The organism is Methylobacterium organophilum, from assembly GCF_022533465.1.
GTDB lineage: Bacteria > Pseudomonadota > Alphaproteobacteria > Rhizobiales > Beijerinckiaceae > Methylobacterium > Methylobacterium organophilum.
In genome coordinates, this window is record NZ_CP092848.1 from 3,142,959 (window position 1) to 3,155,677 (window position 12,719).

The 12,719-nt window shown below is 68.6% G+C and carries 11 protein-coding genes; 5 read left to right on the forward strand and 6 right to left on the reverse strand.

Features of this window, described 5'->3' with window-relative positions:
* Positions 1–137: 137 nt before the first annotated feature.
* Positions 138–857 carry an SGNH/GDSL hydrolase family protein gene (locus MMB17_RS14695; protein ID WP_241099247.1) on the reverse strand — a complete coding sequence of 240 codons (720 nt, stop codon included), beginning with the start codon at positions 855–857 and terminating at the stop codon, positions 138–140.
* On the reverse strand, positions 854–1,354 hold the full coding sequence (tsaA, locus tag MMB17_RS14700; protein WP_241099248.1) for a tRNA (N6-threonylcarbamoyladenosine(37)-N6)-methyltransferase TrmO: 501 nt from the start codon (positions 1,352–1,354) through the stop codon (positions 854–856). The genes MMB17_RS14695 and tsaA overlap by 4 nt, the downstream gene beginning before the upstream one ends.
* A 174-nt stretch (positions 1,355–1,528) precedes the next feature.
* Between tsaA and MMB17_RS14705 the strand changes: the two genes are divergently transcribed.
* Positions 1,529–3,022, forward strand: a complete 1,494-nt coding sequence (locus MMB17_RS14705; protein WP_241099249.1) for an AMP nucleosidase — start codon at positions 1,529–1,531, stop codon at positions 3,020–3,022.
* Positions 3,023–3,085: 63 nt separating this feature from the next.
* On the opposite strand, the gene MMB17_RS14710 is transcribed toward MMB17_RS14705, so the two are convergent.
* Both MMB17_RS14710 and MMB17_RS14715 read right to left on the reverse strand, forming a co-directional pair.
* Positions 3,086–3,841 carry a carbonic anhydrase gene (locus tag MMB17_RS14710; protein ID WP_241099250.1) on the reverse strand — a complete coding sequence of 252 codons (756 nt, stop codon included), beginning with the start codon at positions 3,839–3,841 and terminating at the stop codon, positions 3,086–3,088.
* A 393-nt stretch (positions 3,842–4,234) separates the two neighbouring features.
* A complete protein-coding gene (locus MMB17_RS14715; protein WP_241099251.1) occupies positions 4,235–6,709 on the reverse strand; it encodes a PBP1A family penicillin-binding protein in 2,475 nt (824 codons plus the stop codon).
* Between the two features lie 176 nt (positions 6,710–6,885).
* On the opposite strand from MMB17_RS14715, the gene MMB17_RS14720 reads away from it, so the two are divergent.
* Positions 6,886–7,185, forward strand: a complete 300-nt coding sequence (locus MMB17_RS14720; RefSeq protein ID WP_241099252.1) for a nucleotidyltransferase family protein — start codon at positions 6,886–6,888, stop codon at positions 7,183–7,185.
* Complete coding sequence (locus tag MMB17_RS14725; protein ID WP_241099254.1) at positions 7,185–7,514, forward strand: HepT-like ribonuclease domain-containing protein; 330 nt, start codon at positions 7,185–7,187, stop codon at positions 7,512–7,514. The genes MMB17_RS14720 and MMB17_RS14725 overlap by 1 nt, the downstream gene beginning before the upstream one ends.
* Positions 7,515–7,523: 9 nt before the next feature.
* Here the strand turns inward: MMB17_RS14725 and MMB17_RS14730 are convergent, their stop codons facing one another.
* A complete protein-coding gene (locus MMB17_RS14730) occupies positions 7,524–8,183 on the reverse strand; it encodes an HdeD family acid-resistance protein (protein ID WP_420847271.1) in 660 nt (219 codons plus the stop codon).
* Between the two features lie 205 nt (positions 8,184–8,388).
* On the opposite strand from MMB17_RS14730, the gene MMB17_RS14735 reads away from it, so the two are divergent.
* Both MMB17_RS14735 and MMB17_RS14740 read left to right on the forward strand, forming a co-directional pair.
* Positions 8,389–9,594 (forward strand): HlyD family secretion protein, encoded by a 1,206-nt coding sequence (locus MMB17_RS14735; RefSeq protein ID WP_420847272.1) that lies wholly within the window; start codon positions 8,389–8,391, stop codon positions 9,592–9,594.
* Entirely contained in the window at positions 9,591–11,234 is a 1,644-nt protein-coding gene (locus MMB17_RS14740) for a DHA2 family efflux MFS transporter permease subunit (RefSeq protein ID WP_241099255.1), read from the forward strand. The genes MMB17_RS14735 and MMB17_RS14740 overlap by 4 nt, the downstream gene beginning before the upstream one ends.
* On the opposite strand, the gene MMB17_RS14745 is transcribed toward MMB17_RS14740, so the two are convergent.
* On the reverse strand, positions 11,228–12,385 hold the full coding sequence (locus tag MMB17_RS14745; protein ID WP_241099257.1) for a transglycosylase SLT domain-containing protein: 1,158 nt from the start codon (positions 12,383–12,385) through the stop codon (positions 11,228–11,230). The two genes, MMB17_RS14740 and MMB17_RS14745, sit on opposite strands and share 7 nt — an antisense overlap.
* Between the last annotated feature and the right edge of the window lie 334 nt (positions 12,386–12,719).

Below are 12,719 nucleotides of genomic sequence, written 5' to 3' on the forward strand. Positions count from 1 at the left end.
AGTTCCAGAACGGCGAAGCACTTCCCTATAAAAAAAAATCAAGGTTAAGATCCTCCGAAAATGGCATCCGATGGCAAAGGCGTCGCAGCCCCGAGGTTTCGCCTGACGATACCGAAGGTACTTCCTGTTATTCTGCATTAACGCACGTTAGTGCTTGGACCATTCTCCCCCGCGCCACAGAGAAGGGGGGCGAGCGCGGCCTGCACAGGCCTAAAACGTGCAAGATGCAGTCCATCGCGCAATGCACCTTTTAGTGCAAAGCCGCTGTCCCCATCCCGCAAGGCCGCGAACGGATCGGCGTAAAGGCAGCCGAGGCGCTCGCAGGCCTCGCGGATGACGCGCGAGTAAGGACCGACGGCGGAGGCCTCGAGCCGATCGCCGACGGACCGGCCGATGGGCGGCACCGCCGTGACCACGACGCGGGGGGTCGCCTGCCGGAGCAGGAGCACGATCCTGGAGACCGCCTCCCCGAACGCCCGGGCACTCGCCTCCGAATTCGGCTTGTGCTTGCGGTTGAGATCGTTGCTGCCGATCGTGAGGATCGCCGCGCCGGGCTTGGGGTCGAGCTTCAGCTGCGGCAGCAGCCGGGCATAGGCCTCCGCGGTCGCGCCGCCGGTCCCCGCATTGACAATCTCCGCCCCGCAGAGCGGACCGGAGGGGTTGTGCATCTCGGCCTGGGAATCCCCGGCGATCAGGATGTAGCCGGGCTTGGCCTCGTCCAGTTGCGCCTGCACCGAGACGAGCCGCAATTGACCGTAGAGCTGCGCATTGAACTCCGGCTTGCTCAGCCACCAGCCGAGCGCCGCGCCGCCCGCAGCGAGACAGAGCGCGATCCCCGCGAGAACGAGGCGCCTCATGCCCGGGACGCCTTGCCCGAACGGTCGACCTGCGCCTGCGGGCGGCAATCGGTCGAGACGTAATAGGGCTTGATATCGAGGAGCGGGGTGCCGTCGAGGCAGTCGAGCCCGCGCACCCGCACCTCGCCCCCCTCGATGGAGAGGCGCTCGACCACGGCCATGGCGATGGGGTTGGGCCGGGCCGGCGAGCGCAGGGAGAAGGTGCCGCGGCCCGCCTCCGCGTGGCGCGGCTGCTGGATCACGAGGTCGCGCACCGCGCGATCCATCCAGTAGAGCACCACCAGATGGCTCGCGCCCTCGACGTTCTGGAGCGCGGGCACGAAAAGCGGATCGACCACCAGGGTGCAGACCGCGTCCGACTGGGTGCCGTTCTTCGGGCATTCCGCCCGCAGTGCCCAGGGCGTGCGGATGCGGCCGACGAAATAGACTCCCGCGTCGAAGCGATCGGGCAGCACGATGCCAACCTCGCCGGCACGCCTGCCGAAATCCTCGCTCATCGCTCGCTTCTCCCGGCCTTGCCCTTGCGTGTCGTGCCAACGCGGTCGGCCGGATGTCGTCGATCCGTGGCGGCGTCACAAGGGACGGTCTCTCGAAAGGATCGCCCGCCGGGATCGGTCGCCAGGCCCGCTGCGCCGGTGTAGAGCGCGGGAAACGAGGGCAGGGGTTTCGCGATGGGCATCGACGAGTTGCGGCCGATGGAGGCGATCGCCGACGCGGAGACGGCGGTGGATCGGCTCGAAACCCTGTTCGACGGCGCGACCCGCTCCCTCTGCGCGGCCTTGGAGCGCTATCTCCAGGGGGGGCCGCCCCCCGATGCCGCCGAGCGCCTGCGCTTCCGCTATCCCGAACTGCGCCTGACCTATCATCCCGACAAGCCGATGCCTCGGCTGAACCGAGCCACGGCGAAGCTCCAGGCACCGGGCATCTATGCCACGACGGTGACGCAGCCCGCCCATTTCCGCGGCTATCTTCTGGAGCAGCTCAAGCCTCTGCTGCACGATTACGAAGCAAGCCTGGAGGTGGGGCTGAGCGCTCAGGAGATCCCGTATCCCTACGTGATCGAGCCGGGCGCCGACCTGACCCGGGGTGGCACCACGACGGCGGACCTCGCCGCCTTCTTCCCGACGCCGCGCCTCTCCGTGGTGGGCGACGAGATCGCCGACGGGCTTTGGCTGGAGCACCCGGACGAGCCGCGCCCGCTCGCCCTGTTCGACGGCGTGCGCACCGACTACTCCCTGCGCCGCCTCGTGCATTACACGGGCTCGGATTGGCGCGAGATCCAGCCCTGGATCCTGCTCACCAACTATCACCGCTACGTGGACGGCTTCGTGCGCCACGGCCTCGAACGGCTGGCCTCGGGCGAGGAAGGCTTCGAGCGGCTGGTCCTGCCCGGCGGGATCAGCGTGACCCGGGCGGAGGCCGCCTCCGCCGATCCGGCAGCGCTGATCGCGGCCTCGCCTTGGCACCGGTTCCAGATGCCGGCCTACCACCTCGTGGCGAAGGGACCGGACGGGGCAGCGCGGGGCACGACGCTGGTCAATATCGGCGTCGGCCCTTCCAACGCGAAGACCATCACCGACCATCTCGCGGTTCTGCGGCCGCATTGCTGGCTGATGGTCGGCCATTGCGGCGGCCTGCGCCAGTCGCAGACCATCGGCGACTACGTGCTCGCCCACGGCTACCTGCGCCGCGACCGCATCCTCGACGACCTCGTGCCCCCGGAAATCCCGGTGCCGGCCTTGGCCGAGGTGCAGATCGCCCTGCAGAACGCCGCCGCCTCCGTGACCGGCGAGCGGGCCGAGGCCCTGAAGCGCCGCCTGCGCACGGGCACGGTCGTGACCTACGACGACCGCAATTGGGAGCTGCGCTTCAGCCAGGAGCGGCGGCGGATCAACCTGTCCCGCGCCATCGCCGTCGACATGGAGAGCGGCACCATCGCCGCGCAGGGCTACCGTCTGCGGGTCCCCTACGGCACGCTGCTCTGCGTCTCCGACAAGCCGCTGCACGGCGAGATCAAGCTGCCGGGGGCGGCCAATGCCTTCTACGAGCGGGCGGTGGCCGAGCACCTGCTGATCGGCCTCGCCGCCCTGGACAATCTGCGCGCCGACCGGGCCGGGCTGCATTCGAGGAAATTGCGGAGCTTCGACGAGCCGCCGTTCCGGTAGGGCGCGTCATCGTGAGCCGGATAGGGCCAGCCCAAGGCCGTACCCGGCTCATCAGAGTCAGCTTCACTCGCCCAGGAGGACGAAGCGACGGTTCGTGCTCTGAACCGGCCGCGCATTCATCGGGTAGAGAGATTTGAACCTGTCGATATCCGCCTGCGCGACCTGGATCGGATTGACGCAGACCATCCAGTCGACCACCTCGTTGCAGGGCGGCGTCGTCAACGATCCCTCATAAATCCAATGTGCGAGGGAATCGGGAAGGAAGGACTTCGGGTCGATCCCGTCTCCGGAGGCCTCGCCTGCGATCTGCCTGGGCATGGCTGCCGCGAGCTTCGCGAAGGCAGGATGGACCTTCCCGGCCTCCATGAAGACCCCCAGTACGCCGAAACCACCGCTGGTCTTGTTCTTGTGCACGAAGTGCACCTCCATCGCGTAGCTCTTGTGCCCGACAAGATGCTCGCTTGGCGTATGGAAGTGATACTGGACCAATTCGTAGGTCTCGCCGCCAGCCATAAGCGTGCTGCCCGCGGGTAGGTTGACCTGGATCGTGTGGCCGTTGTTGACAATCGTCCCACCGGCGTTCTTCCAATCGACCGCGACCGGAGGCAGATCGGCTTTGGTCGCTGTCGTGATGTCGATCGGCGATTGCTGTGTTCCAACCGCGCAGACCTTGTTATCGGGACTGAGAGACGCCCAATGATCTGCGGCCGCCTCTCCTTCATAGCCCCAATGCAGCGCTTCGGCCGTGAAGCCCGCCGTCGGGCAGAGCGGACAGGCCCCCAGCGCGGACAGGGCCTTGAGAAACGTACGCCGCTCCATCGCCGACATCTCCGCAAGTCTCTAGAAGCGGCTCCATCTCACCACGCTGATCTGATGACAAGGAAAATCTTTTAACAAATCTCGACATACAACTAGATGAAATTCTTGCGATATTTTATACAACTCAACATCGTCAATAAAGCTCGAACCTTTCTTGGAAACAACGCCAAGGCTTGCCTCACGCCAAGCGTTGCGGCCAGACGCGCCCAAACCGGCGTTACGATGCGGTTGTGGGCGCCTTCCATCGCGGCTGAGGCTGCTTCGCCCTCGCGCGCGTGTCAGCCGCGTGTCAGCGCTGAGGTCGAGTCTCGCTCGGCCAAGCCGCTCCACCGGATTGCTGACGTCTCATCCCGCGATGAGGGTGGGGCATTATCCAGACTGGCCGGAACGTCCCTACCGCTCCCGGCTCCACAGTCCCGCCCGCTCCGCCCGTGCCTGGTCTTCCGCCTCGACCAAGTCCGGCGGCGCGTCGTCGCTCGCGCGGGCGCCGCCGGCGCCGATGATGAGGGCGGAGAGATCCTCGCCGTCGATCTGGCAGCGCTGCCCGACGCTCGCCGGGTCGCCACCGCAGGCGACCTCGCGGCGGCGCAGGTAGCGGGCGAGCTGGCGGGCGAGCGCGCCGCCCTCGCCCGAGACGCCGAGGAGCCGCACCCGCTGCCCGCGGATCGCGAGCGTCCCGGTGTCGATCACCTCCGGCACGCCGCGCAGATCGCCGCCCGCCGGCGCGGCGGCCATCGGCGTCGTCGAGATCTCGCCGGGCGGTAGGGGAACCGCCGCCGGCTGGGCTGCCGGCGCGCGGGCGAGGGCGGGCGCCGGCCGCTTGCGGCCGCGCAGAGCCTTGTGGCTGCGCTCGATGAAGTCGTGGAAGATCCGGGCCGGGATGTCGCCGCCCGTGACCTTGTTCATCGGGGCATTGTCGTCGTTGCCGACCCAGATCCCGACGATCATGTCCGGCGTCAGCCCGACGAACCAGGCATCGCGGTAGTCCTGACTGGTGCCGGTCTTGCCGCCGATGGGCGGGCCGGAGACGCGGGCCGCCTTGCCCGTCCCGAAATCCACCACCGCCTGGAGCGAGTCGAGCAGCATCGTCTGCTCCTCGCGGCCGAGCGCCCCGGTCGAAGGCGGCTCGCCGTGGAGATAGAGCGGCTTCGGGGCGTTCCCCCGGATCACGTGGATCGAATAGGGCTCGACCGGCAGTGCGCCGTTGAGCACGCCGGCATAGGCGCGGGTCATTTCCAGCAGCGTCACGTCGGCGGAGCCGAGCGCCAGGCTCGGTACGTTCGGCAGGTCCGACTGCACGCCGAGCCGGCGCGCGGCCGCGATCACCGCCGGGATGCCGACCTCCTCGCCGAGTTGGGCAGCGATCGTGTTGACGGAGAGCGCGAAGGCGTTGCGCAGGGGCAAGGCCCCGCGGAAGCGGTTGTTGGCGTTCTGCGGCTCCCATTCGCCGATCTGGGTCGGCCGGTCGACCAGCACGCTCTCGGGCGAATATCCCTTCTCGTAGGCGGCGAGATAGACGAACAGCTTGAACAGGGAGCCGGCCTGCCGCTTGGCCTGCACCGCGCGGTTGAACTGGCTGTCCTCGTAGTCGCGGCCTCCGACCATGGCGAGGATCGCCCCGTCCTTGGAGAGGGCGACGAGCGCCCCCTGGCCAACCTTCTTCTTCGCACCCTCCGTATCGAGACGGCGGGCGAGCACCCCCTCGGCGAGGCTCTGCAAGTCGAGGTTGAGGGTGGTGCGCACGGTGACGTCGCCGGCATCGCCCGCGAGCCGCTTCACGTCGCCGGCCACCAGGTCGAGAAAGTAATTGGTGCCCGGCGGCGTCTCCGGCGGCGTACGCAGCACGAGCTTTTCCCCCCGCGCCTTGTCGGCCTGCGGCTGGGTGATGGCCCCGGTCTCGACCATGGCCTGGAGCACGAGGTCGGCCCGCTCCTTGGCGCCGCCGAAATTGCGCGTCGGTGCGAGCTGGGAGGGCGCGCGCACGAGGCCCGCGAGCATCGCCGCCTCCGGCAGGGTGAGCGCCTTGGCGCCATGCCCGAAATAGCGCCGCGCCGCCGCGTCGATGCCGTAGGCGCCGGCCCCGAAATAGGCGGTGTTGAGGTAGCCGAGCAGGATATCCTCCTTGGACATCGTGCTCTCGAGCCGTAGGGCGAGGAGCGCCTCCTGGAGCTTGCGGCGGAGCGTCTTCTCCTGGCTGAGCGAGGTCAGCCGGGCATATTGCTGCGTGATGGTGGAGCCGCCTTCGCGCACGCCACCGCCGGTCGCGTTGCGCCAGGCCGCGCGGGCAAGCCCGCGCAGGTCGATGCCCCAGTGGCTGTAGAAGCGCCGGTCCTCGATGGCGGTGATGGCCTGGGCGAGATGGGGCGGCATCTCGGCCGCCGTCAGCTTCTCACCGCGGAAGGCGCCGCGGGTGGCGAAAGGCCGGCCGTCATCGGCCTCCACGGTCATCGCCCGTTGCCCCGCCTCCGGCACCACGCCGCCGAGCGGCGGCAGGGTGGCAAAGGCCTGTAGGATCACGAAAAAGAGGATCAGGACCGGCAGCGCGACGAGGGCGAGCAGCGCCGCGAACCAAGGATATCGGCGGATCCGCGCCCAGGACAGGCCCTGCGGCGTCGCTCCGGATGGGCTGGCCCGGATCGCGGAGACGTTCTGCGCTCCCGCCCCCCTCGGCCTTCCTCCGGCCAGAGGCGCCCGGCGCGCGGCCGCCCGTCCCCGCTGCCACAGGGTCCGTCCGGCGCTGTCCGCGAGCCGGCCGAGCTGCTTTGCCAGCAGGCCCGCAGCCCGGGCCGCTTCGCGGGCGGCCGCACGCGTATCGCCTTCGTCCCGCAGGCCACCACCGGGTCGCCCATCCGAACCACGCGGAGCCAATCGAACCTCGCCCTCACGCCCGGAAATCGGGCATCCACGGTTGTAAGATTAGCCCGGAGCGTGTGGGCCGCGCTATGCGCCGTGGCGATGGAGGGCGCCGGCCACCGCGGCGGTGGCCTCGGGGACACAGGCGCGTCCCTGTGGCGCCGGAGGAGTCGACAGGCTAGATTTCATCCATGCGTCGCCAGGAAGCCATTTCGCGCCTGAAAGCCGTCGAGCCCGATATGCGGGCACTCGGGATCGGCCGCCTGTTCCTTTTCGGCTCCGTAGCCCGGGACGAGGCGACACCGACTTCGGACATCGACATCTTTGTGGAGCCGGCCGCATCCGAGTTCTACACGCTCGCGAACTACGTGGGCGCTTACGAGCGCCTGCGCATGGCATTCCCGGATCGCGAGATCGGCTACAGCACCTGGGACGGGCTTTCGAAGCATATCAGGCCGGAGGTCGAGCGCGAAGCAGTCCGGATCTTCTGATGGGAGCGAGCGGCAACCCACTGCTTCGCCTGCATCACATTCGGGACGAGATCGCCGCGCTTCGATCGGCAACCGACGGAATTTCTTACGAAACCTTCCACGCGTCCTATGTGCTGCGCAGAACCACGGAGCACGCGATTCTCATCGTCTCGAAGGCGGTACGCACCCTACCGGCCGACCTTCTCGAGCGACATCCAGGCCCCCGATGGAACGATATCAAGGGCATCGGCAACATTCTGCGGCACGACTATTTCGCCGTCGATGCTCGGGTGCTGTGGAACATTCTGGCGGAGCACCTGCCCGCACTGGCCCGGTCATCGACGCGATGATCGCCGATCTCACGCAGCAGAACGGTTCTTCGATGTGAGAGCGGCCGGTCCGGCCACATGTCGCCCCCGCAGCGAGATCCCGAGGATCAGCAGCAGGATCCCGAAGGCGATGGCGTAGCCGCCCAGCCACCAGGTCAGCACCAGCGCGGACATGCCCGGGTTGATCATCAGGGCGAGGCCGAACAGCACCGAGATCGCGCCACCCAGCACCAGCCACCAGCGGCCATAATGCGTGTGCAGGCTGAAGGCGGCGGCGATCATCAGACCGCCGGTCACCAGAGCCCAGGCGGCGACGAGCAGGACGAAGGCCCAGACCGCCGCGGCCGGAACCAGGAAGGCGGCGATGCCGACGGCGATGTCGAGGAGCCCTTCGACGAGCAGGAAGCCCCAGCGCTGGCTCTTCTCGGCGGCGCGGATCGCCGAGCCGATGGCGAAGACGCCGTCCACCAGCATGTAGGCCGCGAAGAACAGCACCAGCGACAGCACGAAGGCGCCGGGCGCGACGAAGGCGATGACGCCGAACAGGATGGCGAGCAGCCCACGCAGGGCCACCAGCCACCAGTTGCGCGCGAGCACGGCGCTCATGGCGTCGAGGCGCGCCGCCCCGACAAGGGGGACGCCACTGGCCGAGACCGGCGGGAGATTACTCGGATGGATGCCTGTGCTCATGGCGAACCTGCCTCGCTCCTGCGGAGCCGGCGGCCAGGCTTCCGCAAGAGCCAAACGTGCCGCGCTGCGGGCCGTTCCGCCCGATCCCCAGGCTTCGATGCACGGGACGGAACCACGGCCCGCGAAACCTTTTAATCCCGCGAGGTGGGCGCTGCGCGCGGGCGGCCCTCTGTCGAACCTGCGCTCCTATCGGATCGGACGAACGATGCTGGACGATCAGCAGCGTGCGGGGGAGCGCGCGCCCACCGTAGACGAGCACTCCGCTGGACATTCCCGAAAGCAGGCCCATGCCCTGCGCCAGGATCGCGCGGACAGGCCCTCTCCCGCCGAGAATGACGAGGATCAGGCGGAATCCGCCTCGCCCGGGGAGGACGAAAAGCGGCCAGGCTTGCTCCGGCGGCACCCGTTCTGGTTCGCCATCGGGGCCATCGCCCTCGTCGCCCTCGGGGTCGCCGGATTCTTCTACTGGAGCCTCTACGTCCATCCCTACGAGACGACGGACGACGCCTTCGTCGATTCGCGCCAATTCGCACTAGCGCCGAAGGTCGGCGGCTACGTCGTCGACGTGCCGGTCACCGACAACCAGCATGTCGAGGCGGGCACGGTCCTCTTTCAGATCGACCAGCGCGACTACCAGATCGCCCTCGATCAGGCGCAGGCCCAGGTCCAGGCGGCCGAAGCCTCGATCAGCAACATCGACGCGCAGATCGAGGCGCAGAAGGCGCAGGTCGTGGTGGCCGAGGCCCAGGTCGAGCAGGCCAAGGCCGCCCTCAAATTCGCCGAGGAGGACGCCGACCGGTACCGGACGCTCGCCCAGAAGGGCGCGGGCACCATCCAGCAATCGCAATCCTCGACCTCGAACCTGCAGCAGCAGCAGGCGAACCTCACCCGCGCCCAGGCCGGCGTGGTGGCGGCCGAGAAGCAGATCGGCTCGCTGCAGGCGCAGCGGGCAAGCGCCGAGGCGCAGCTCGGCCAAGCGAAGGCCCAGCGCGACCAGGCCCGGCTCAATCTCGGCTACACGACGGTCACGGCCGCCCAGGCCGGTCGCGTCGTGCGCCTCACCGGCGCCCGGGGCGAATACGCCCAGGCCGGCCAGAGCCTGTCGATGTTCGTGCCCGACGACATCTGGGTGACCGCCAACTACAAGGAGACGCAGATCACCGACATGCGGCCGGGGCAGAGCGTCGATGTCGAGATCGACGCCTATCCGGATCGCAAGATCCACGGCCGCGTCGACAGCGTACAGCCGGGATCGGGCACCGCCTTCAGCCTGCTACCGGCCCAGAACGCCACCGGCAACTACGTGAAGGTCACGCAGCGCATCCCCGTGAAGATCGTGGTCGACGATTGGCCGAAGGACGTCTCGATCGGCCCGGGCATGTCGATCGTCCCGACGGTGCGGGTCCGGTGAGCGCCGGGGCGGCGACGGCCGGGGAGGGGGGCAGGTCCACCGGAAAGGCTTCCGGCGGCAAGGCCGCCACGGCGGCGGGCGGGCGCAATCCCTGGGTGATCGCCCTCGTGGTGGCGCTCGCCACCTTCATGGAGGTGCTCGACACCACCATCGCCAACGTGGCCCTGCGCTACATCTCCGGCGGCCTCGCGGTCGGGCCCGACGAAGCGGCCTGGGTGGTGACGAGCTACCTCGTGGCCAATGCCGTCACCCTCGTCGCCTCGAGCTTCCTCGCCAAGCGCTACGGCCGGAAGGCCTTCTTCATGTGGAGCGTGGCCCTGTTCACGCTCTCCTCGATCCTGTGCGGCTTCGCCTGGAGCCTCGAATCCCTGCTGTTCTTCCGGGTGCTGCAGGGGCTCGGCGGCGGGGGCATGGCGCCGCTCGCCCAGTCGATCCTCGCGGATTCCTTCCCCCCGGAGAAGCGCGGCCAAGCCTTCGCCCTCTACGGCGTCGCCATCGTCGTGGCGCCGGCGATCGGCCCGACGCTCGGTGGCTGGCTCTCCGACAACGCCTCCTGGCACTGGTGCTTCCTGATCAACGGGCCGGTCGGCCTGTTCGCCCTGACGCTGATGTACATCCTGATCGAGGACCCGCCCCAGGCAGTGGCCGAGCGCAAGCGCCTGCGGAAGTCGGGCGTGCGTTTCGACATCGTCGGCTTCCTGCTGGTGGCCACCTTCCTCGGCTCGCTCGAGGTCGTCCTCGACGAGGGTCAGCGCAAGGATTGGCTCGGCTCGAACCTGATCGTCACCTTCGCCTGCCTGATGGTCCTCGCCTTCGTGGCGATGATCCCCTGGCTGCTCCGGCACCGCAATCCGGTCGTGGACCTGAGCCTGCTCGGCAGGCGCCAGTTCGGCTCCTGCTTCGTGGTGATGCTGTTCACGGGCGCGATCCTGATCGCGACCACGCAGTTCCTGCCCCAGCTCACGCAGGACTATTACGGCTACACCGCCACGCTCTCCGGCGAGGTCCTCGGCCCCGGCGGCGTGGTCACCGTGGTGATGATGTTCCTGGTCGGGCGCCTCTCGGGTCACGTGCAGCCGAAATGGCTGATCGCCCTCGGCGCGGCCATCGTCGGCGCCGGCATGCTCGACCTGACGCGGCTCAACCCGGATTCGAGCTTTTCCTATTTCGTCTGGTCGCGGGTCTATATCGGCATGGGCCTGCCGATGATCTTCCTCTCGATCACCTCGGCCTCCTACGAAGGCATCGACAAGTCGCAAACGGATCAGGCCTCGGCGCTCATCAACGTGGCGCGCAACGTCGGCGGATCGATGGGCGTGTCGCTCGCCCAGAACATGCTGGCCTACCGGCAGCAATTCCACCAGACCCGGCTCGTCGAGCACATCTCGCCGGTGGAGCCCGCCTATCGGGAGACCCTGGCCCAGGCGACACGCTACTTCTCGCAGCAGGGCTATGCCGGGCCGGATGCGCAGAACCAGGCCGTCGCCTGGATCGGCCAGCAGCTCCAGACCCAGGTGGCGTACTGGGCCTATATCGACGTGTTCAAGGTGCTCGCCCTCGTCGCCTTCTCGGCGGTGCCGCTGGCGCTGATCCTCAAGAGCGTGAAGCGGGACGGGGGCGCGGCCCCCGCCGGTCACTGAACCGTCGGGATCGCGGTGGGGACCTCGCCGCTGCGCAGGCGGGCGTCGAGCACCGGGGCGTCGGCGGCACGCCCGTCCTGGGGCTGGCTGGCGAGGGCGGTGATGCCCTCGTACTGGCTCATGCGGCGGTCGATCATCGCATCCAGCCGCTCATGCACCTCGGCCACGGTGAGGGCCCGGCGCTTCTTGCCGTCCTTCTCCGTGAAGATGCTGCGGTTCGCCCGCGCCGCCCGGCCGAAGACCTGCTTGGCGACCTTCTCCGGATCCTCCGCCGACAGCGACAGGAACTTGCCCGCGCTGGCCGTGCCGAGGAAATGCGCGAGGTAGAGCTCCGTGGTCTTGAGCTCGCGGCCGATCCGGGCCTCGATCCGGGCGCGGTCGCGCTTGATCAGCTCGCCCGCCATCAGGCCGGAGACGTAGGGATCGTTGCGCAGGTCGAGCACGCGCTTGCGCAGGGCCGGGTCGGCGATGGTGATGCCGCCGCCCTGGCCCTTCACCGCCGCGGCCTCGGCGGCCAGGCCGTATCTGGCGCCGTAGCTGCGGACCAGCTCCAGCCAGGTCCCCGTCACGAACTGGAACAGCCCCTGGGCCGAGGAGGCGGAGGACTTCACATCCGTGTCGAAGCTCGATTCCTTGTCGGCGAGCGCCATCATGTAGACCGGGTCGACCCCGGTATCGGCGGCGGCCCGCAGGATCGTCTCCACGAGACCGCGCGACACGCTCATGTCGCCGAAGCGCAGCGCGTCCTCGTCGACGTTCTTCTGAGTGAGCCCAGCGAGGTCGCTCTCGATGATCGACAGGGTCGCGGGCTCCTGGTCGAGCAGCGGCACGCCGCCCCAATCCGCGGGAGCGCCCTCAGGGCGCAGCACCGCATGCGTCTCGGCGGCGGCCCGAACGATCGCGTCGCCGCCGTCATGGGCGGACGCGGCCGGGGCGAGGGCGCCCTGCGGCAGGGCCCCGCCGATGGAGAGCCCGAGGGCCAGGGAGGCGAGGATCCGGCGCGTCCGGCGCACCGAGGACGGAGAGCGCTTCGCGGCGGAAGCGTCGTGCCGCGGCGTCGCGCCCGCGGTGTTGTTTCGAACCAGCGACCCGCCGGACACGAGTCGGCTCACGTCGTCGGCGCAGCGCGCCGGCTCCGGATGAACCCCCATCAGTCTTCCTTTTGTCGCGCGCCGCCCGTTTGTTGTGGTGCAGCGTGTTTTTGAGCGGGCGGAGGTCTCGCCGCCCGGTGTGACCACAATGGGACCACCCCGTGATCCAATCGCGGCGCGGTTAAGCTCTGGTTAACCCATTGTTTTAACGATATTTTAAGGTTTTTTGCGGCGCGGCGCGCGGTTTTGTCCAACCAAAAGTGGCAGGGGCCGCCTTGGAACGCTCCATCTCGGCCACAGTTGTCTAGGGCCGCGGAGGACGGGCGCCGCGGCGGGCGCAGCACCGGCACGGTTCCGCAACGGGAACCGGTCTTCGACGCTCGGGCAGGCTCCG